We start from the raw sequence: 20,130 nt of genomic DNA on the forward strand, positions 1-20,130 counted from the left end.
CATCAGCCCAGCGGGGCCGACGCCACGAAGACGGCGACGACGACCTCACCGGTGGCTCTCGAGGGGAAGGGTTGGACTCGGCGCCGACACTCATAGACCTTCACCTCGACGCGGCCCACCATAGTGAGGCGCCGATCCGCCTCAGACAGCTCGTTCGCGCCCCCACGCCCGTGTGTCACGCTGAGCCACACAATGACCAACGACACGGCGCAACCCATCACAACGAACTCCATTGCGGAGATCGTCGCCAACGATCTGTGCATCGGCTGCGGGCTGTGCGAGGCGCTCACCGGCGGCAGGGTCACGATGGTGATGACCCCTGCGGGCTCGCTGCGGCCCTCGTCCACCGACGCCTTCACGAACCGCGAGGAGGCCCAGCTCATGGCCGCGTGCCCGGGCGCTGTCGCCGAGGCCCGCACCGAGGACGGCACCACGACCGATCCCGTCTGGGGAGCCCACCGGTGGATGTCCTACGCATGGGCCGACCAGCCCGACACTCGCTTCCGCGCCGCGACCGGCGGCGCGCTGACCGCACTCGGCGCCCACGCGCTGAACACCGGTCGGGCAGAATTCGTGCTCCATGTCGGAGCCGACCCCGAACGGCCCATGCGCAGCCGCTGGGTCCTGTCGGAAGACGCCGACTCGGTCCGGGCCAACACCAGCTCGCGCTACGGACCGACCGCGCCGCTCGCAGGCCTCGCCGCAGCGCTGGAACGCCGCCGCCCCTTCGCCATCATCGCCAAGCCCTGCGACCTCGGGGCCGTGCATACCCTTTCCAAGTCCGACCCCCGGGTCGACGAGCTATGCGTGATCCGCCTGGCGCTCGTCTGCGGCGGCCAGTCACGCCTGTCGAAGTCGCAGGCGGTCCTCCACGAACTCGGCATCGACGAAAGCGAGGTCACGCTGTTCCGCTACCGCGGACACGGCAACCCGGGACCCACGGTCATCGAGACCGCCGCTGGCGATCGCTACGCCAAGACCTACCTGGACATGTGGGAAGACGAGTCCGGCTGGGAGGTCGAGACCCGCTGCAAGCTGTGCCCCGACGCCCTCGGCGAAGCCTCCGATGTCGCCTCAGCCGATGTCTGGCCGGGGGGTGCACCGACCGGCGAGGACGAGGGGTTCAACGGCATCATCGTCCGCACCGCCGTCGGCGAGGACTTGGTGGGCTCGGCGGTCGCATCCAGCGACCTCGTCCTCGGCGACCCCATCACGCCCCGCCAATTCGACAACCTCCAACCGCACCAAGTACGCAAGAAGGAAGCCCTGGCCGCTCGCTACCAAGGGCTGTCAGACGCCGGCATCTCCCCCATCGAGACCCACGGCCTGCGGATCGCCGAACTCGGCCGCCGGATGGACCCGGAACGGTTCGAACAACAGCGCTCGGGCGCACAACAAAGGATCGAAGCGGCACGATCCCGTCAGCTCCCAGACTGACCTGCAACCTCGCGAGGTCAAGCGGCTGACGCGATCTCTGGCGCTCCGACCCAGACAAGCAGCGTTGAAGAGACGTACGAGCCCGACGAGCCCCAGGCGAACGCCGGGGGTCAGGGACTCGGGCGATCGTCTTCGGCGTCGTCGGCATGCAAGACCGCGTGCGTGACAGCTTCGCTGTCCGGCTCGGGCACTTCGAAGTGGCCGAGAACATGGGCAATGAGCGCATCGAGGGCAGCCTGCCGTTCAGCGACGACATGGTCGACGAGCCCGTCACGCTCCAGATCGGCAGCGTCGGCGGAGTCGGCCGCCCAAGCGAGCACCGCAATCTCAGGGTTGTGCTCACGTGCGATGCGAGCGAATTGCTCGACGGCAAACGGCGGGCTGTCCACGGCAAGAGCGACCCGCGCGTCTCGCAAGCCCGCCCGGTCCGCGATGAATTGGCGTGACACGTCGCCTGCCACCACCGTGCGGCCTGTCGCGGCTGCCCATTGCTGTGCTGCTGGGTCCATCGAGACGACGGTGTGGGGCACGTTCGCCAACTCCAGGGCAGCCACGATCCGGCGGGCCCGGGGCCCGAAGCCGTTCACGACAGCGTGGTCGCGCAGCGGCTCGTGCTCGCCGGGATCTGGTTCGCGGGCAGAGCGATCCAGCGGATGATCTCTCCAGTCGTCGCTGTCGCCCGTCGCGAGCCGCGCCGCAAGAGATTCGCCCAAGCGCACGCTGTACGGGCTGAATGCCATCAGCAGAACAGCTACCGATATGAAGGCATCGGTGCCGTTTTGCAGACCCGCAGGCATCAGCCCGACTTCCTCGCCGGCTCGTTCGAGCACGAAGGAGAATTCGCCGATCTGAGCGAGCACCATTGCCGACGACACGACGACGGCCCGGGACTGCCGCAGCAGCACTCCGGCGACGGCAGTGGCGAACAGCTTGACGGCGACCACCGCAAGCGCCAAGCCGATCACCAGCGGCAGGTTCCTCGCCAGAAATCTGGCGTCGACCAGCATGCCGATCGACACGAAGAACGTCGCGGAAAAGAGGATCTGCAGCGGCATCACCTCGCCGAGGGCCCTCGCCGCGACGCGACTCTCGCTCACCATCAGCCCCGCAAGGAACGCGCCCAATGAGATCGAGACATCAAGCAGGCTGGTCACGTACGCGGTCCCGAAACAGATCGCCAAGATGGTCAGCAGGAACACCTCTGTCGACTGGTGCCGCGCCAACTGCCTCAGGATTGCGGGGACCAGCGTGCGGGCGACGAACACGACGGCGACGATGATCGCGACCGCTTTGGCCAACGCGACGAGCACGTCGACGGGACCCGTCGTCTGGCGGCTCAGCAGCGGCACGAACAGCACCATGGCGACGATGGCCAAGTCTTGAAAGATCAGCAGGGCGACCGACATGTTGCCCGTCGGCGATGTCGTGGCACGCCGCTCCGCGAGCACCTTGAGCACGATTGCCGTGCTGCTGAGCGAAACGAGCAACCCGGTGAAGATCGACGTTCGCCAATCAACGCCGAAGGCGGCGACGATCGCTGTCACGACTCCGGTGGTCAGGCCCACCTGAATGGCTCCGCCGCCCAGAAACAGCGACGCCAACCGGCGCACGCGATCGAGGCTGAATTCGATCCCGAGGGTGAACAGCAACAGCATCACGCCGATGTCTGCTGACTGGTCGACGAGATCGATGTCGCCGATGAGGCCGACGCCGCCGGGTCCGATCACCGCACCGGCGATCAGGAAGCCGACAATTGGCAGGACACCGAACCGCGAAGACAGGAAAGCGATCAGCGTTCCCGCTACCAGCAGAATCGCAAGCTCGGCCAACAACGGTGGTGCTGACGCAGCCAACAGCATGTGTCTTGGAGGCTATTGGTGCCAGCGTCAGCCGTGGAGCCCGCATCAGGCGGTGAGCAGAGCGGCAGGAATGACCCCGATGCCGTCATTTCGGCGGTAGGCCTCCGCACCGGTGGTAATAACCGCGGCGTCGAGCAAGTCGGGTCCGAGACGATCGGCCAGCCAGCGGAGGTGACGTACGTCTTTGTCGTCGACGGTGGCTGAGAGCTTGACTTCCAAGGCCACGACACGTCCGTCCGCCCGTTCAAGGATGAGATCGATCTCGCGTTCGCCGCCTCTGGTTCGCAAGTGCGCCACGCGGGCCTCGTTGGCTTGGGCATAGACACGCACCGACAGCGTCAGCAGCGATTCGAACAGTGCCCCCAAAAGGGTGCCGTCGCGGAGGATGCCCCGCCCGCCTTCCGCACCCTCGAGAAGTGCTTCGGCGCCGACGCCGAGTAGCCGCGCCGCGAGGGCTGGATCCGCGAGTTGGTGCACCGGTGAGGCAGCCAAGCGTCGGAGCCGGTTGCGGGTGGGCAGCCAGGCCGGAATTTCCTCGATCATCCAGAGCTGTTCGAGGGCGGCACGGTAGGAGATGGTTGTCGACCGCGCCGGTTTGTCGGGCTCGCCGGGTGTGGCGGCATCGCGAATGGTCGCAAACGATGCCGAAGTCGAGGTTGCTGCGGCATAAGCGGTCATCCAGCGGCGTAGCGAACCGCGGTCACGGATTCGCAGCCCGAGGTCGTCGAAGTCATGGTCGATGATGCGGTCGATGTAGCCGTCGAGCTCAGCACGAGAGAGCCTCTCAGGATTGCCTCGCAGAGCGGGAAAGCCCGAATTCACAATCTCCGCTGCGTAGTCTCCGAGGCGCACTTGCGATGCCCCTTCGAGCCGAGGGCGCTGGCCGCTGAGCAGCCCAGAGATGTTGACTGTGGGCTCTGAGATGCCGCGCTCGGCCAGCGACATAGGTCGCATCCTGACGGTGACGATCCTGCCGGCACCCGAGTGCGTCGGTGCGGCAGTGGGGGCTGCCGAGCCGGTCAGAAGAAAGCGTGCTGGGGTCCGGTCGCGGTCGACCGCGCGGCGCACTAAATCCCACGACGTGGGCATCCGCTGCCATTCGTCGATGAGGATGGGTGGTTCACCGAGCGTCAGGCGTTCGGGTTCGGCCCTGATGATCTCCGTGGTGCGGGCATCGTCGAGGCGGTGCACGGTCTTGGCGCGGCGCGTTGCGGTCTCGGTCTTGCCCACCGCCCGCGGCCCCTCGATCGAGATAGCGGGCAGTCCGGTGAGCAACTCGTCCAGCTCAGTGTCCAAGATCCTCGGGATATAGCCCTCCACGAGGCCGACACTACCAGCGGACCTTCCCGAAAACTACTGATTGGACGCGACATATCCGTCTAAACGGACGCAAAAGACGCTACAGATCGGACAGACCGATTGGCAAAGGAGCTGCATCGGGCGGTTTGCACGGCGCTGCTCGGATCTTCGACTTCTGGAAGCACGGCTAGCTCGGTTCGTAGAACTGGACGTAGAACTCGGCGCTCGCATCGGGCTCGACGTGGTGGCGGACGCGGGGAACGATCGGGACTCGACTGCCGGCCGTCCGCCCAGCGAGGCCGGCGCCATACGGAGCCACGTCGAGAACCGTCGAGCCGACGACGGTCTCCGCAAGCGCGTCGCAGCGTCGATGGAACCCCTTCAACGGATTCTCGACCGACTGGCCGGCTAGGACACACGAATTGCCTCGCACTCGATGACGTCGTGATGATCGCAGCGGCAGTCCTTCGCATCGAAACCGAACTCTGGACTACCCACTGATCCGCAATCCCATCCAACCACGAAACAGACAGCCCGCGGCCGGCTAAGTTCCCAGCCCCAACACAACCACAGCCCCAACCTGTCCGTTCCGTCAACCCGTCGGCCATCACGGGGGTCGCCTCACCACGGTCAGCCATCACACGAATCCCAGATCGGCAGTCGTATTCTGCGGGCACGACCGCTCTGCGCTCCCCCGTGCTGGTGGTGTCAATCGACGGATTGGCTCCCCGCCACATCACGCGTGCCACCATGCCCGCGCTGACCACCCTGGCGCTCGAAGGGGCGTCGTGCTTCAACGCACGCACTGTGACGCCGCCATGGACACTCCCGGTCCACGCCTCGATCTTCCGGGGCGTTGATCCCGCCGCCCACGGGTTGACCGACAACACGCTGGCGCCACTGCGCACCGACGCCTCCTCGTTCCTGAGTGCGGCCCGACCTCGACGGTCACGCCCATGGCTGGGACAGCGCCTCCTACATCGCCGCGGCCACGCAATCAGACACGGCGCTGGGCCGCGTCCCGGCCGCCTCGGGCTGGCCGACCGCTTCGCCCCTCGATGTCGCCCCAACCGTCGCCGACCTGTGCGGATTCGCGCCCGACCCCCGCTGGGAAGGGTCGACGCTGCTTGGCCGGGAGCTCCCGCTCGCCGACGTCCTGATGGACCTGCTGGCCGCTACCGCCCACGAGTCCTACGGCGAGCAGGTGACGATGCTCGACCACGCACTGCAGACCGCCGCCGGGGCCGCTGCGGACGGTGTCGGCCTACCGCGAGCGCCTCAGCAAGGCCTCGCAGATGTCGTTGGCCGAGCAGGGAGGCCCGCTGGGTCCAGACGACACCGAGGCGTTCGCAGCCGGCGCTTTCGCCGCCGAGGCAATTCGGCTGCGTGCTTACGACGACGTCGGCAAGGTGGACGGTCTCAAGGTCGACGGCGGGGCCAAAGCTCCGCTCGAGACCTACCGGGGCCTGATTGCCGCAGCGCGGACACAGATCTGCAGGGCTGCTACATCGACATCGACGCCATCCGCTCGGCCGCACGACTCGCGAGCATCGGACGAGTTCGGCCCACGTGGTCGTGACGTGTGCTCTCGTGAGCGCAGCAGGCACGGTGTCGCGGCTAGATGTGGGTGTACAGCGGCCACTGCCCCGCGCTCAACGTGCGAGTCGGCCGAGTTCAACTGCTTGAAATGGTCCGCTCGGCGCCGACCCACTGCCGCCAGGCGACCACGACGCCGAGCAGCGTGATCCCGAAGAAGATCGTCCCGAACCCTGTTCCGGTGATGGCGCCGAACATCTCGATCACCGTCACGATGAACACGACGAACAACGCCAACGCGGCCAGCACCATCGCCGGCACGCGCCGCTGGATCGCCGCCAGCACGATCACCCCGGCCGCCCACAGCCCGCCCGCGGCCGGCCAAACGCCCGGCGCAAACGCAAACGCGCAGGATGCGCAGAACCCCGTGAACCAGATCATCCGCAGCCAGGCTCGTACCGAGAAGTGGTTGGGCAGCGGCGACCAGGAAGAAATAGAACCAGGACTCACCCTGCACGCGGGCGGAAATCACCAGCGCCATGCCGAGCGCTGAAGAGGCGACGAACACAATCCACGTGACGGTCGCATCAGTAACGTTCCCGCGCCGCGCCGCCACCCGAGTGGCCTGTTCGACCAGCGTCACGGCCACCACCATCAGCGCCAAGGCGACCCAGACCGAGACCTCGGACACCGTGACGCTGAGGGGAAGCGTGAAGCCCAGTCTCTCTTCGCTGCCGGTCGCGAACGCCAGCGGCAACGTGACAAATCCGACCACCGCCCAGGCCCCGGCGGCTCGCGAACGGAACCACCAGCTGATCGCTCCGCCAACCAGCATCGCCGGCACGCACACCAAGATTCAGCGCATGACAGGACCGACCACAACGCCAGAGGCGTCGAACACAGTGTCGACGCACAGGGTCAGCGATATCGCCGCAATCCCCGCCAGAACATCGGACACCGCCGGCGGACGAAGCCGGCGCGTCGCCCAGCACAACGCCAGCGCGAGCAGCCCGAACAGCACCAGCGCACCTCCCCCATACGCCAGCGCATCTGCAGTCCGCGATCCTTCGGCGTCAGCGGGCGGCGCGGGCGAGGCATCGACCGATCGTGCGCTCGGACGCGGCTGTCGTGGCACGATCAGTCGTGGCTCGGTTCGTTGGGCCGGTGACGGCGAGCCACTGTGTCCGCGATTGTCCTCAGCGGCGTGGTGGAGATCTCGAAGACCGCTCCGACGAGCTGCGCCGGTGCGCGGGCGGCCTCGATGAGGCCTCGACCGAGCACGTCTCCGGCGGTTCGGCCCGACGGGCGACGAATCCATCCCACCGAGACGAAGACCCCCAACGACAGCGCCGCGACCAGCACCATGAACGCGGTGACCCAAATCCAACCGCCCGACCGACCGAGGAGGGGGAGGTCGGCGAAGTTCATGCCGAAGAAGCCGACGACGAGCGTCAACGGCAGCATGATCGCCGCGTACACGGTCAGAACCTTGGTCACCTCGGTTGCCTGGCGGGCTTCGGCGCCCCGGTAGGCGTCAAGGCTCTCCGCGAGCGCGGTTCGCGCCCCGTCGACACCCTGAGCGGCACGCGACGCCGTGTCGAAGACGTCCGAGAAACGGCGCCGGCCCGCGTCGGTGATCACATGCGAGGTGGAGCGCCGAAGGATGTCGAGTGCTTCGCGCTGGGGATGCACGGACCGCCGCAGCGCCGCCAAATCGGCACGCACTGCGGTGATCTCGTGGAGGAAGCCGGCGTCAGCCCGCAATGCCAGCCCGGTCAATTCCTCGTTGCGGTCGTCGAAGACATCCAGCACGGTGACGAGCCGTCGAGTGGCGACATCAGCCAGCCGGGCGAGTGCTTCATCGGGGCCGCCGCTGGCGACTTCGGGCTGGCACATGACGCCATCCCAGAGCACGTCCACCGACGGCGACTCCACTCGGTGAATGGTGACGAGACACCGCTGCGAGAGGAAACAACTGAGTTGGTAGCAATCGATTCGCTCGCCGCTCAGCGCATGCAGAACAACGAACACCGTCCCGCCGAAGTCGTCGACCTTGGGGAGATCGGTGTCCTGGACTGCGTCGCGGACGGCAAGTGCATCCAGCCCCAGCACGTCGGTGAAGGCGCTGACTTCTTCCTCCTCGTCGGGCGCCGCCGTGATATCGATCCATACCCAACCGGACGCGGGCAGCGTCGTCGGCGGCTCCATGGCCTCGGCGCACTCACTCTCGCCGAACCGAAGCGCCCGAATCAACATGGCCACGATGCTGGCACGCCAACACTCCGAATTGGCTGATCCGCACTCAGGCGGAGGGCCGGACAGCGGCGTGGCGTCACCCAGCCAGCCAATAGCTTCGAACCATGCGGATCGCGATCGTCTACAACCGCGACAGTCGCAACGTCATCAATCTGTTCGGCATGCCGAACCAGGAGAAGATCGGCCTCCAGACCATCAAGCGGCTCAGCGACGCACTGCGTGCGGGCGGTCATCAGGTCACCGCACTTGAGGCGGACAAGGAGCTGATCTCCAATCTGGAGTCGTTCATGCCCAGGGTCGTGAAGGGCGAGCGGCCCGGCATGGTCTTCAACGTCTCCTACGGGCTGCAGGGCCAGGCCCGCTACACGCACGTCCCGAGCATCCTCGAGATGATCGGCATCCCCTATGTGGCTTCGGGCCCGCTGGGGCATTCGCTGGCGCTGGACAAAGTCGTCACGAAGATGATGCTGCGCCAGAACGACATCCCCACTCCGGACTTCGTGGTGCTCGACACGCCCGGGAGCCCCGTACCCGAAGACCTGGCGTATCCGATGATCGTCAAGCCCAAGAACGAGGCGGTGTCGTTCGGGCTGGCGGTGGTCGACGACGAAGCGGAGCTGCGGGACGCCGCGCAGGTCATCTTCGACCGGTTCCGCCAGCCCGTCCTTGCCGAGCAGTACATCGAGGGCCGGGAAGTGAACGTGGGCGTGCTGGGCAATGCCCCGCCGGAGGCCTTCCCGCCCGTCATGCTGAGCTTCGGCACCGACGGGCCCCAGATCTACACCTACGAGGACAAGACCGGCCGCAGCGGGCGCACCATCGAGCCCCTGTGCCCGGCTCCGATCTCCGATGAGCTCTCCCGACAGGCCCAGGACATCGCCCTCCGCTCGTTCTCAGTGCTCGGGCTCTACGACTGCGCCCGCGTCGACATGAGAGTGGACGACGACGACAACATCTATGTGCTTGAGGTCAACAGCCTGCCGAGCCTCGGCGAGCACGGGTCGTACCTGGTGGGCGCCGCCCATGTCGGCATGGACTTCGCCGCCTTCGTCAACCGACTGGTCGAGGTTGCCAGCGCTCGGTACTTCGGGACGCCCCAGCCGCCGCCGGTCGACGCCAAGGCAGCCAATCCGTCTGAGCGTGCGTTCGCGTTCATCACCCAACGCCGGGACCAGATGGAGCGCTCGCTGCAGCAATGGGTGGAGCTGCCCAGCCGCACCGACGACCCGCTCGGGATCGCACGTGCCGCTGGGCGAGCCGGGCGGATCTTCACTGACCTCGGCATGCGGGCGGTACCGGAATTCACCGATGAGCCCGAGTCGTACATGTGGGAGACGGCACGGGGATTCGGCGGCGGTGTCCTGTTGCTGGCCCACCTCGACGTGCCCACGACGGGCAGCACGCTGCGACAGGGATACCGCCGAGATCCCGAATGGCTGTACGGCGAGGGTGTGGGACGGTCCCGCGGATCGCTGGTGATGCTCGAGTACGCCTTGCGGGCGCTGCGCAACGTGCGGACGCTGAGGCGAGTGCCGCTGGGCGTGCTGCTGTACACCGACGAGGGCCAAGACGCCGCCCAGAGCCAAGAACTCATCAGGCGGGCGGCGGCGCGAGCCGACCAAGTGCTGGTGTGCAGGCCGGGCACGGTCGGCAACGGCATCATCACCGAGCGACGCGGAAGCCGCCGCTACGAATTGACCGTGGAAGGCCAGAGCCTCAGCCCCGGCCAGGTCGGGCGGCGGCGCACAGTAATCACCTGGACAGCCGAGAAGCTCGTGGCGTTCAGCAGGCTCAACGCCCCCAACAAGCGCCTGTCGATCGCTGCGCTCAATGTCCACACCGAGCGGCACGCGATGTTCGTGCCCCATCGAGTCGAGGCGTCACTGATGATGTCGTACATCGACGCGGCCCAAGCCGACGAAGCCGAAACATCGATGCGGTCCATTCTCGGTCGCCGCGGGCCCAGGTGGAATCTCACCCGGCTCACCGACCGGCCGCCGATGATCGACCGACCCGCCAACCACGATGCCGTCGCGGCGCTCGAAGCCGCAGCAGCCAAATGGGACATCCCCATCGAGCACGAATCGTCGGGTTGGTCCTCGGTGGCCGGACTCGTGCCCGACCCGACGGCCGTAGTCTGCGGAATCGGCCCGATCGTCAAAGACCGGGGTACTCCCGACGAGGCCGTACAGCGCATCAGCCTCGTCCAGCGCACGCTGCTGCTGGCGGAGTACCTCATCGGCCGGCTCGAACGATGACCGCATGATCGAACGCGAGCCGCAGCGCATCGCCGCATCCGAGCACGGGATGGTGAGCACGGCTCACTACTCGGCGACGGCAGCTGGCGTTCAGATGCTCGAACGCGGCGGCAACGCCATCGACGCGGCCGTGGCGGCAGCGCTTGCCCTCGGGGTGTGCGAACCGGCAGCCTCGGGGCTCGGCGGCCAGACCATGATGGTCATTCACGACAGTGCCAGTGGCCGCACGATCGCTCTGGACGGCTCGTCGAGGGCGCCGAATCGAGCACTCGTGGAGCGTTTCGCAAACCTCACCGAAGACCGCAGACGGGGCCATCTCGCCACCACGGTGCCGAGTTCGCCCGCCGTGTATGCCCATGCGCTGGCGAACTACGGCAAGCTCGACTGGTCAACGGTTTGCGAACCGGCGATCGTGCTGGCCGAAGAGGGCTACGAGGTCAGTCTGCTGCAGCACCGCCTCACCCGGCGCGAACGCAGGCGCCTGGCGGCTCATTCAGGCAGTCAGTTCTTCCTCCAGGACGGGCGGCGGGCGTACCGCGCCGGCACGATCATCACCCAGCCGGTCTTGGCTCGCACGCTGCGTCGTCTGCGCGAGCAGGGCTTCGAGGACTTCTACCTCGGTGAGACAGCTCGGCTGATTCACCAGGACATGGAGGCCAACGGCGGGGTCGTGTTCGCCGACGATCTCGCCCAGATTCCCCATCCCATCGAACGGCGGCCGCTGTCGGTGCGCTTCGGGCGCGACCGGGTGCTCACGATGCCGCTGCCGGGCGCCGGACGCACGCTGGTGGAGATGCTCAACATTCACCAGAGCCTCCCGCGGGAGCTCCAGGACATCGACACGCCCCAAGGCGCTGTCTGCCTGGCCGAGACCATCCGGTTGGCACTCGTCGATCGCAAGGACCGCCCCTTCGACCCGAATCTGTACTCCCCGGCCTCGGACAAACAGATGCTCAACCGCGAGTACGCCCGGGCTCTCGCCGGCGGGGTCGCCCAGCGCTTCGGACACGGCGAGACCACTCACCTGTCGGTCATGGACGCGCACGGCAACGTGGTGGCGCTCACCCAGTCGATCGAGAACGTGTACGGCTCCTGCGCCGCGTCACCCGAGCTCGGCTTTCTCTACAACAACTACATGAGTGCCTTCCAGACCGAGGACGTCACCCACCCGTACTACCTGCGCCCCAACGCCGTGCCGTGGGCCAGCGTGGCCCCGACGATCGTGTTCCGGTCCAAGCAGCCGTGGCTGGCGATCGGCTCACCCGGCAGCGAACGCATACCGCCCACGATCCTGCAAGTGCTGCTTCGTCTGCGGAACTCGACTCCGATGGCAGCGGTGGACGCGCCCCGCATCCACTGCTCGCTGAAAGGGGAGGTCTCGGTGGAGTCGTCGCGCATCGCCACCGATGTGCTCGCGGCGTTGGAGGATGCGGGTTATGCGCTGACTCGCCGGGAGCCCTACTCGTTCTATCTCGGCTGCGCGCAGCTGGTGATGAGAGACGGCGGACGGCTCATCGGCGTGGCCGATCCGCGGCGCGACGGTGCCGCGGCTGGTCCTGCGTCGGTGCCCGCGCGTGCGCCCGAGGCTGGGCCCGGGTCTGGCCACGCACCGGCATGAGCAAACTTTCGCCTGCACCGGCATGAGCAAGCTGCCGCTGGTCATCTCGGTGCCGCACGCCGGCTTGCGGGTTCCTGCCGAAGTCACCGACGTGTGCTCGCTGTCGGCCCAGGAAATCGCCGACGACGGCGACGGCGGCGCTGCGGAGATCTACTCGATCCAATCCGAAGTCGAAGCGTTCGTCACCACCGACGTGGCCCGCGCCATCGTCGACATGAACCGGGCACCCGATGACCGCCGACCCGACGGCGTCGTCAAGACCCACACCTGCTGGAACGTGCCCGTCTACCGCCGACCGTTGCGCGACTCCGAAGTCGAGCATCTCTTGGGCAACTACCACGCCCCCTACCACGACCAGCTCAGCGAACTGGGGCGCAGCGGCCGGTGGCCCCTGGGTATCGATTGCCACACGATGGCCGCGAGCGGGCCTCCCGTCGGACCCGACCACGGCAAGGAGCGGCCGTGGATCTGTCTGAGCAACGGCGACGGAACCTGTCCGCCGACCTGGATCGATGGCCTGCGGGCGTGCTTCGCCGAACTCCTCGACGGGCCGGTGAATGTCAACGATCCCTTTCGAGGCGGCTACATCACGCGCTCACACGGCACCGAGATGCCATGGATGCAGCTCGAGATGTCCAGAGCGCCATTCCTGACGAACGACGGCAAGCGCCAGATGCTCCTCACAGCGTTCGACAACTGGGTCAAGGCACGTCTGTGAGCGCGGGGTGCCACCGCTCGACGTGAGCCAACTGGGCCCGGCTCGGTGTCGAGCGGCGGCGGCGTGCACGGCCTGTCGATGTCGATGCGGTCCCAGCCGGCGCCAGTTGCCGCCGACCGCAGATCCCCCGCCTCGGGCGGATCCTGCACCGACCACTCGACCCTGTACGACGTGCAGCCCGTTCCGCTGCACAGGAAGTCGGTGCGCAGCTCGTCGCGCGCCTGCTCGGCCCATGCGCCCACCAGGGCGTTGACCATATGCCAGCCCACCTGGTGCCGGGTTGAAAGCCCTGCTGAGCAGTAGCTCGGTGGGGTTTTCGTTCGTCAGACCGTGGGGAATCACTACGCTCACATCAACGCGATTGCTACACTCACATCAACGCGATCGCTACGCCCGCTGGACTGGAATCGCTACATCCATATGTCGACTGCCGGAGAGACACAGTGAGCGCCCCTCACGCACCCCGCAACCGGACGCTCATACCGAGCGGCTATCGGCCACGCGTGGCCGATGCCCGAGTCACCGAGTGCCTGGACTCGATGGCCGCAGTGCTGATAGAGGGGCCGAAGGGATGCGGCAAGACGTGGACCGCTCTGCGCCACGCCCGCAGCTCTGTCCGCTTCGACGGCGACGCGGCGGCACGGCGGCTCGCCACTGTGAGCCCGGAGGCCGTCCTTCGAGGTGAGGCTCCGAGGCTGCTCGACGAGTGGCAGCTCGCTCCCGAGATCTGGAACCACGTCCGCCACGCATGCGACCGGTCGGGCGAGCCAGGCAGGTTCCTGTTGACGGGATCGGCGGCTCCGGTCGACGACATCGTGCGCCACTCCGGCGCAGGCCGCGTGGCGAGGGCGAGGCTGCGTCCGATGTCCCTGCTGGAGTCTGGCATGTCGAGCGGACTGGTGTCCCTAGGCGGCCTGCTGGGCGGTGAGCCGGCCCCTGCAGGGACCAGCGAGGCCGAGTTTCGCGATGTGCTCGAAGCCCTCTGTGTGGGCGGATGGCCGTGGCTCCTCGACCAGTCTCCGGAGGTGGCCCAGCGAAGACTTCGCGAGTACCTCGACGAGGTGCGACGCTTGGACCTCGACATCGGTTCGGGGCGCCGACGCGATCCGGTGCTGGTCGAGAAGCTGCTCATCTCGCTGGCACGCAACACCGCTACAACGGCTCCCAACTCCCGCCTGGCCTACGACGCCGACAACGACAGGCCGCTGAACCACCAGACCGTGCGCGCCTACCTCGATGCTCTGACCCGGCTGTTCATTGCCGAGGATCTGCCCGCCTGGCCCACCCATCTGCGTTCGCGCGCCCGGTTAACGAAGTCTCCCAAGAGGCACTTCGTCGACCCGTCGCTGGCTGCTGCGGCCCTGCGGGCAGGCCCCGACGCGCTCACCGCCGATCTGGAGGCCTGCGGCTTGCTGTTCGAGTCGCTGGCCGTGCGCGACCTGCGCGTCTACGCAGACGCCCACGAGTGCGACCTCTACCACCACCGCCTCGACAACGGTCTCGAGGCCGACGCCATCATCCGGCGCCGCTACACCGGCGAGTGGATGGCGGTGGAGGTGAAGCTGTCCCACACTCCTGACGCCGTCGACGCCGCGGCCCGGTCACTGCGTCGCGTCGCCGCCGCCGTGGACACCTCCAGAGCCGGACCGCTCGCCGCGCTATTGGTCATCACGCCGACCGGCTACTCCTACACCCGTCCCGACGGCGTGAGTGTGGCCCCCCTCACCGCTCTGGGCCCCTGAGCTGCCTCGGCGGCCGCGACGATCGCCTCGGGCAGGCCGTCGGAACCGTCCTCGAAGTCGAGTACAACGGCGGGCGCCCTCGTCGTCGTCTCGAATCTGGGCTCGAAAACTCCGGCCGGCACCGACCTCCCGCGCTACTCGGCGAGCAGTGTGATGCGCTAGGGCGGTCCCTTGAGGGGCTCGTATGAAGCCCACAGCGTGAGGTGCACTTCGCCGCTGCGATCACAGCACTAGCGGGGCCCCGTCATGAGCATTGTGCGCTAGATTCAGATGTTCATGATTATTTTTCACGCAATGTTGAACGCCTCGGCCCAGATCGCGCGGGCGTCTTCAGTACCCCCCCCCCCCCCGGAGTTATGGAGGGTGTCGGCAGGCCGGGTGTAAGTCGTGACCGGCTCGCGGCGCCTGGCGCCGCTCTCCATGCTGCTCATCGGGACGGCGGTCCTCGTCGCCCTGATCGGCCCGGGAACAACGGCCCAGGCCCAGGCCAACAACACCGCGACCGGCCTGCCGAGGGTCGTGGTCTCCGCGGAGAGCCCCGGCATTCTGGCGGCCGACATCTGGGACATCAGGGATGCCGACGGGCTGCCCTATGGCGCCGCTCCCGGCGCAACATCGATCGGGGATCCGGACGACGGCAAATTCATTTTCGACTTCTCCTACCAGTGGATCCGGGTCGACGGCTCTAACGATACGAACGTGGGCACCGACTCGCAGAGGTACCAGCTCGTCGAAGCCGATTTCGGCAAGAAGTTCAAGGTGCGAGTCTCGTTCACGGACCGGGCCGACAACGCCGAGGCTGTGACCAGCGTGCCCTTCGGCCCCATCGCCAGACCGACGCTGCTGTCGGCGTCGAGCCTGGTCTCCAACACGGGCCAGTCGCCGTCGGCCACGGCGATGATCACCAGTACGTACGCCATGAATTTCAACCTGGGGAGTCACGGCCAGGGCTACGAGATATCGAGCGTCTCCATCGATTTGGCCGCGGTCCCGTCGAGCCTGAGCGTCTCCCTGTGGACCGGGGGGCCTCCCGGGAGCGGCGAGGGGGGTTCGCGTCGAGCGAAGCTGTTCGAGTTCGTGAACCCGGACCCCTTCGCCGTCGGCCTGAACGAGTTCACGGCTCCCTTGGGCGTGCACGCGCTCCAGGTCGTGGATCACTGGATCGTGCTGTCGAACTTCGGCAGCTCGCTGTCGATCAAAAAGACGACCTCGGACGGCGAGGACGCAGGCAGCGAGACGGGAGCGGTGCTCGCCAACGAGGTGGGCGGGGACACCAGCGTGGTCCGCCTGGCCATCAACGGCTCGAGGCGTACCCAAGGCATCCTCGCAGCGAACTTCGCGCAATCCGGCGACGAGGGCAATCAGGAGGTCATCTCTCTCGGCGACAAGATTGGCTTTACGATCGCACTCGGAGCTGCGGACCGCTTCTTGGTCCGCGGTATGTCGATCGCCATGGACGACACCACACATCTCGACGGGGGCTTTGACAACCCGTGGTTCTTCCGCTCCGACGACTTTGACGGCACCATACATTTCCGCCTGGGCCAGACGCGCAAGGTCAACGGCCTGCCGACATTTACGGCCCCGCAGGGTGCCACCGTGTCAGGAGAAAGCACCTACCTCCTCCAAAAGGGACTCGGCACAGAGTTCGAATTCACAAATGACGGCGACACGATAGAGAGGGTCGGAGCCGTCTTATCGCGGATACAACAAGTCGACACGGATGCCGACGGCAGGTCGGATGTGCCGACGGGGGCGGGCACGACCCTCGGCAAAGGCGGCGACCTGTCCGACAACGATGCAGCAGGCCCCACGCCGCGCATGGCCGTGTACGGCGTGCCGCTGTACACGGTGGTGAAGAACCTGGGGCAGACCGACAACGGCTATGTCTCCGTCGGCGGCACCAACGACGTGGTGTCGCAGGGCTTCACGACCGGCTCCAGAACAGGCGGCTACTCGTTGCAGGGCATCGGCGTCAACATCGAGGGCTCCGCAGTGTCGGGCACCGACCAGGTTCCCGCCGATGCGTCGGCCGTGTCGGTGTCGGTGCACGCGGATGCGAGCGGGCAGCCGGGCGCGAAGCTGTTCGACCTCCTCAGCCCCACCGAATACGCGGCGGGCCTCAGCTTCTTCGAGGCGCCAAGGGGGAAGCGCCTGGACGCCAGCACCTCCTACGTCCTGGTCTGGCGCCACAACAGCGGCGCCAACCACCGGTTGGTGAGGACCACGGGCAACAGCGAGGACTCGGGGGGGGAAACAGGAGCCAGCATCGCGGACGCGTTCCGCCTGGGCCCCGATGTGACCGACCTGACCCAGGACAGCGGCGGCAATGCGCTGGAGATCTCGGTGTACTCGGGGCAGACACCTCCCAACGCCACCGGCCGGCCGGTGATCCTGCCCACCGCGGAGGGCCACGGCGTGCTGGCTGTGGACACCTCGGGCATTTCCGACCCCCAGGGGATCCCCAATGTGGGCAGCCTGGAATCGACGGGCCCCCTGCGCAACTTCAGTTACCGGTGGATCCGGGTCGACGGCGCCACCGAGACCGTGGTCGGCGTCGACCAGGTCGACTACCGGCAGGTCGGCGCTGCTGTCAACGATCTCGGCGTTCGCGTCGAGTCGGGCCGCTACCGGCTTGTCGAGGAGGACTTCGGCAAGCTGCTCAGGGTGGAGGCGTCGTTCGTCGACGAAGTAGGCAGCACCGAGATTGTGTCCAGCCTGCCGTTCCGCCCGGTTCGCGAGCCGCCGCGGCTGCTGCCGGCGGCGACGCTGGTCAGCAACACGCGCCAATCGCCGTCGGCCACGGCGACGATCACCAGCGCGCGCTACAGCTTGGGGTTCAAGCTGGGCGTCCACGGCCAGGGCTATGACATCTCGGGCGTGTCGATCGACCTGGCCGCGGTGCCGGACAGGCTGCAGGTGTCGCTGTGGGCGGGCAGTGCTCACTTGTCGGCGTTCGGCGGTGCGTACACCAAGCTGTTCGAGTTCGAGAACCCGGAGTCGTTCAGGGTCGGCCTGAACGAGTTCAAGGCCCCCCCAGCGGCGTTCGTCTACCAAAACCTCGAATACTTCATCGTGCTGTCGGGCTTCGGCGACTCGCTGTCGATCAAACGGACCGCCTCCGACGACGAGGACGGCGGCGGCGAGCCGGGAGCGACGATCGAGGACCAGGGGGACAGCGCCGTGCTGCGCCTGGCGGTGAAGGGCCACAGGCGGGACCACGGCATCCTGGTCTCGACCTACGGGCAGGAAGATACAGAAGGCAATCAGGAAATCGTATCGAGCGGCGACGATATCGGCCTCAATTTCACCGTGGGGGAGGCGGACCGCTACCTCATCCGGGGTGTGACCTTCTCCGTAGACGACACCTCGGTCGCCGGGGGTTTCAGCAGTCCGTGGTCGCTGCGCGACGGGACTGACGAGCTGTTCAAGCTGATAAGCACACGTCAGATAAACGGCATCAACGAGTTCACCGCTCCCCAGGGCATGACCGTGGAGGGAGGCTGCACCACGTCGATGGGTGTGGAGACCTGCGAGGAATACAACATCTACAAGGACGGCGAACTTCCCATCCGGCAGGGAGGCGTCATCCTGACCCGCTACGGCGCCACGGATTCCACCGATGAGGACGCGCCGAAGGCGGCCGGGGTGAGCATCGGCGGCGTCCTAGGGGATTTCGCCCTCAATGATAAAACTCCGAACCCCGTCCGCGCTTTTATGGCCATCTTCGGCGAGCCGCTCAACGCGATGGTGCAGAACCTCGGCCAGACCGACGGGGTCTGGCGCGCCGTCGGCGGGAGCAGCGCCACGACGGCATCGCAGGGCTTCACGGCCGGCTCCGGCGAGTTCGGGTACCGGCTGAAGGGCATCGCCGTGAACATCAACGGCTCCGACAACTCGAACGGCGTTCCCCAGGTGCCCGACGGCCCGGCGTCGGTGGCGGTGTCGGTGCACGCCGACTCGGGCGGGAAGCCGGGCGCGAAGCTGTTCGACCTGATCAGCCCCATCGAACTGGGGGCGGACGACAGGTTCTTCGAGGCGCCGCCGCGGGCGTACCTGGATCCGGACACCTCCTACCATCTGGTCTGGCGCCACACCGGCGGCACCCCGCACCGGCTGCAGCTGACCGACGCCGCAAGCGAGGACTCGGGCGCGCTGACGGGCGCCAGCATCGCGGACGAGTTCCGGCGGGGCTCCGCGAGCGAGTCGAACAAGGCGTTGGAGATCGCCGTGTACACCGATGTCCTCACCAAGGGGCCGCCCGTGGCCGGCGGCATCCTCGTGCCCCTGAGCTGGACACACATACCCGACGGCGCCGACGCGGGGGACCAGTTCAGGCTGCTGTACGTCACCCACCACGCCACGCAGGCCACGTCCTCCGACGCAGGCGACTACCACGCCCTCGCCCAGTTCGAAGCCTCTGGCCGGTCCAAACGGTATCCAGGAGCAGCCGGGCGATACACCAATCAGTTCATTCAGAGGGCGGCTGAGCAGTTCAAAGCGGTGGTCTGCACCAACGGCAGAGGCGCCCGAAGAAACGCCGACATGCCAGGCACCGGCGTGGCGGTCCACTGGCTGGACGGCGGCTACCAGCATCGCCCCACGCTGGTCGCCAACACGTACTCCGAGTTCTTCAGCGCCGACTGGGCCAACCGCGACTGGGGCGCCTACGTCACCGGGAACTCCGCCCACTTCGAGGAGCATGCGATGGTCTGGACGGGGTGCGACGCTTCTGGGGCCCCGGATCCGATGGGCCCCATGGGCTCGGCCACCGCGGTGGTAGCCGCAGGCTCGCCGAGAGACCCCGACCGCGCCCCCCTCGGCAGCCTCGACGCCGACGACGCCAACGAATTCCTGGGCATCGCAAAACAACAAGCCTTGCCGCTCTACGCGATCTCGCCCGTCTTCACCGTCTACGGCGACGGCTCCCCCCGCACCATCTGGTCAGCCAGCATGACGGTGGGAACACTCACTGACACTGCGGGATCAACCGTCAGTGTGTTCGCCGGATCTGGCTCCACGTTCGGGGAGATCATCGGGTCAACTCAGTTCACCTACGAGGGAACAGCCTACACCGTGAGTCATCTCCAAACCGAGAGGCAAACCTTGTCAGGCAGCCTCACAGCAGACAATTTGCACCTGCAAATGGCATCGCTGCCGCCGGCTGACTCCGACTCGAAGCTCGTGCTCGAACTCGATGGCAAACGGTTCGCCCTGGCAGATGCAGTTCGGAGTACGAACTTCTACTCCTGGGGCGGCCCCGGCCTGAGCTGGGCCGATGGCGAGACCGTTGAGATCAGGCTCATCGAGCTTTCGGATTGATTGGAGCTGGTATCGATGAGACGCACTGAGATGAATGGTTCTGTCTCCCGAGGGGGGGCTTTGTTTGGTCTGTCTGGTCGGGGTT

Annotated in this window: 15 protein-coding genes; 8 read left to right on the forward strand and 7 right to left on the reverse strand. The window is 67.0% G+C overall.

What is annotated here, in order from left to right:
- Positions 1–2 precede the first annotated feature (2 nt).
- Positions 3–206 (reverse strand): hypothetical protein, encoded by a 204-nt coding sequence (locus tag ACOOHB_RS13280; protein ID WP_420445320.1) that lies wholly within the window; start codon positions 204–206, stop codon positions 3–5.
- On the opposite strand from ACOOHB_RS13280, the gene ACOOHB_RS13285 reads away from it, so the two are divergent.
- Positions 193–1,437, forward strand: coding sequence for a Coenzyme F420 hydrogenase/dehydrogenase, beta subunit C-terminal domain (locus ACOOHB_RS13285; RefSeq protein ID WP_420445321.1), 1,245 nt, complete (start codon positions 193–195; stop codon positions 1,435–1,437). The genes ACOOHB_RS13280 and ACOOHB_RS13285 overlap by 14 nt on opposite strands.
- A gap of 110 nt (positions 1,438–1,547) precedes the next feature.
- Here ACOOHB_RS13285 and ACOOHB_RS13290 read toward each other — a convergent pair whose 3' ends face one another.
- The 3 genes from ACOOHB_RS13290 to ACOOHB_RS13300 form a co-directional block, all read right to left on the reverse strand.
- Positions 1,548–3,296, reverse strand: coding sequence for a cation:proton antiporter (locus ACOOHB_RS13290; RefSeq protein WP_420445322.1), 1,749 nt, complete (start codon positions 3,294–3,296; stop codon positions 1,548–1,550).
- 45 nt (positions 3,297–3,341) lie between these two features.
- A complete protein-coding gene (locus ACOOHB_RS13295) occupies positions 3,342–4,616 on the reverse strand; it encodes an ATP-binding protein (protein WP_420445323.1) in 1,275 nt (424 codons plus the stop codon).
- A gap of 166 nt (positions 4,617–4,782) precedes the next feature.
- Positions 4,783–4,980 carry a hypothetical protein gene (locus ACOOHB_RS13300; protein WP_420445324.1) on the reverse strand — a complete coding sequence of 66 codons (198 nt, stop codon included), beginning with the start codon at positions 4,978–4,980 and terminating at the stop codon, positions 4,783–4,785.
- A 365-nt stretch (positions 4,981–5,345) separates the two neighbouring features.
- Between ACOOHB_RS13300 and ACOOHB_RS13305 the strand changes: the two genes are divergently transcribed.
- Positions 5,346–6,065, forward strand: a complete 720-nt coding sequence (locus tag ACOOHB_RS13305) for an alkaline phosphatase family protein (protein WP_420446908.1) — start codon at positions 5,346–5,348, stop codon at positions 6,063–6,065.
- 204 nt (positions 6,066–6,269) lie between these two features.
- Here the strand turns inward: ACOOHB_RS13305 and ACOOHB_RS13310 are convergent, their stop codons facing one another.
- On the reverse strand, positions 6,270–6,572 hold the full coding sequence (locus ACOOHB_RS13310) for a hypothetical protein (protein WP_420445325.1): 303 nt from the start codon (positions 6,570–6,572) through the stop codon (positions 6,270–6,272).
- Between ACOOHB_RS13310 and ACOOHB_RS13315 the strand changes: the two genes are divergently transcribed.
- Positions 6,559–6,684, forward strand: a complete 126-nt coding sequence (locus ACOOHB_RS13315) for a hypothetical protein (RefSeq protein WP_420445326.1) — start codon at positions 6,559–6,561, stop codon at positions 6,682–6,684. The two genes, ACOOHB_RS13310 and ACOOHB_RS13315, sit on opposite strands and share 14 nt — an antisense overlap.
- 303 nt (positions 6,685–6,987) lie before the next feature.
- On the opposite strand, the gene ACOOHB_RS13320 is transcribed toward ACOOHB_RS13315, so the two are convergent.
- Positions 6,988–7,266: a hypothetical protein gene (locus ACOOHB_RS13320; protein WP_420445327.1), complete on the reverse strand. Its 279-nt coding sequence runs from the start codon at positions 7,264–7,266 to the stop codon at positions 6,988–6,990.
- 2 nt (positions 7,267–7,268) lie between these two features.
- Positions 7,269–8,387, reverse strand: coding sequence for a magnesium transporter CorA family protein (locus ACOOHB_RS13325; RefSeq protein WP_420445328.1), 1,119 nt, complete (start codon positions 8,385–8,387; stop codon positions 7,269–7,271).
- A 104-nt stretch (positions 8,388–8,491) separates the two neighbouring features.
- Between ACOOHB_RS13325 and ACOOHB_RS13330 the strand changes: the two genes are divergently transcribed.
- The 5 genes from ACOOHB_RS13330 to ACOOHB_RS13350 all read left to right on the forward strand — a co-directional run bounded on the left by ACOOHB_RS13330 (position 8,492) and on the right by ACOOHB_RS13350 (position 20,045).
- Entirely contained in the window at positions 8,492–10,645 is a 2,154-nt protein-coding gene (locus ACOOHB_RS13330) for an ATP-grasp domain-containing protein (RefSeq protein WP_420445329.1), read from the forward strand.
- A 4-nt stretch (positions 10,646–10,649) separates the two neighbouring features.
- Positions 10,650–12,263, forward strand: coding sequence for a gamma-glutamyltransferase family protein (locus ACOOHB_RS13335; RefSeq protein ID WP_420445330.1), 1,614 nt, complete (start codon positions 10,650–10,652; stop codon positions 12,261–12,263).
- 22 nt (positions 12,264–12,285) lie between these two features.
- Positions 12,286–12,981: an N-formylglutamate amidohydrolase gene (locus tag ACOOHB_RS13340; protein WP_420445331.1), complete on the forward strand. Its 696-nt coding sequence runs from the start codon at positions 12,286–12,288 to the stop codon at positions 12,979–12,981.
- Between the two features lie 443 nt (positions 12,982–13,424).
- The gene (locus ACOOHB_RS13345; RefSeq protein ID WP_420445332.1) at positions 13,425–14,723 is read left to right on the forward strand and encodes an ATP-binding protein; all 1,299 of its coding nucleotides are present in this window, start codon (positions 13,425–13,427) and stop codon (positions 14,721–14,723) included.
- A 387-nt stretch (positions 14,724–15,110) separates the two neighbouring features.
- Positions 15,111–20,045 carry a choice-of-anchor R domain-containing protein gene (locus ACOOHB_RS13350; protein ID WP_420445333.1) on the forward strand — a complete coding sequence of 1,645 codons (4,935 nt, stop codon included), beginning with the start codon at positions 15,111–15,113 and terminating at the stop codon, positions 20,043–20,045.
- The last annotated feature ends 85 nt before the right edge of the window (positions 20,046–20,130 follow it).

This window comes from Candidatus Poriferisodalis sp. (assembly GCF_965215815.1).
GTDB lineage: Bacteria > Actinomycetota > Acidimicrobiia > Acidimicrobiales > Poriferisodalaceae > Poriferisodalis.

Excerpts from the sequence above, each read along its gene's own strand:
- ACOOHB_RS13285 (WP_420445321.1), top strand. The coding sequence starts at position 193 with ATGACCAACGACACGGCGCAACCCATCACAACGAACTCCATTGCGGAG.
- ACOOHB_RS13290 (WP_420445322.1), bottom strand. The coding sequence starts at position 3,296 with ATGCTGTTGGCTGCGTCAGCACCACCGTTGTTGGCCGAGCTTGCGATT.
- ACOOHB_RS13305 (WP_420446908.1), top strand. The coding sequence starts at position 5,346 with ATGCCCGCGCTGACCACCCTGGCGCTCGAAGGGGCGTCGTGCTTCAAC.
- ACOOHB_RS13310 (WP_420445325.1), bottom strand. The coding sequence starts at position 6,572 with ATGATCTGGTTCACGGGGTTCTGCGCATCCTGCGCGTTTGCGTTTGCG.
- ACOOHB_RS13325 (WP_420445328.1), bottom strand. The coding sequence starts at position 8,387 with ATGTTGATTCGGGCGCTTCGGTTCGGCGAGAGTGAGTGCGCCGAGGCC.
- ACOOHB_RS13330 (WP_420445329.1), top strand. The coding sequence starts at position 8,492 with ATGCGGATCGCGATCGTCTACAACCGCGACAGTCGCAACGTCATCAAT.
- ACOOHB_RS13335 (WP_420445330.1), top strand. The coding sequence starts at position 10,650 with ATGATCGAACGCGAGCCGCAGCGCATCGCCGCATCCGAGCACGGGATG.
- ACOOHB_RS13340 (WP_420445331.1), top strand. The coding sequence starts at position 12,286 with ATGAGCAAGCTGCCGCTGGTCATCTCGGTGCCGCACGCCGGCTTGCGG.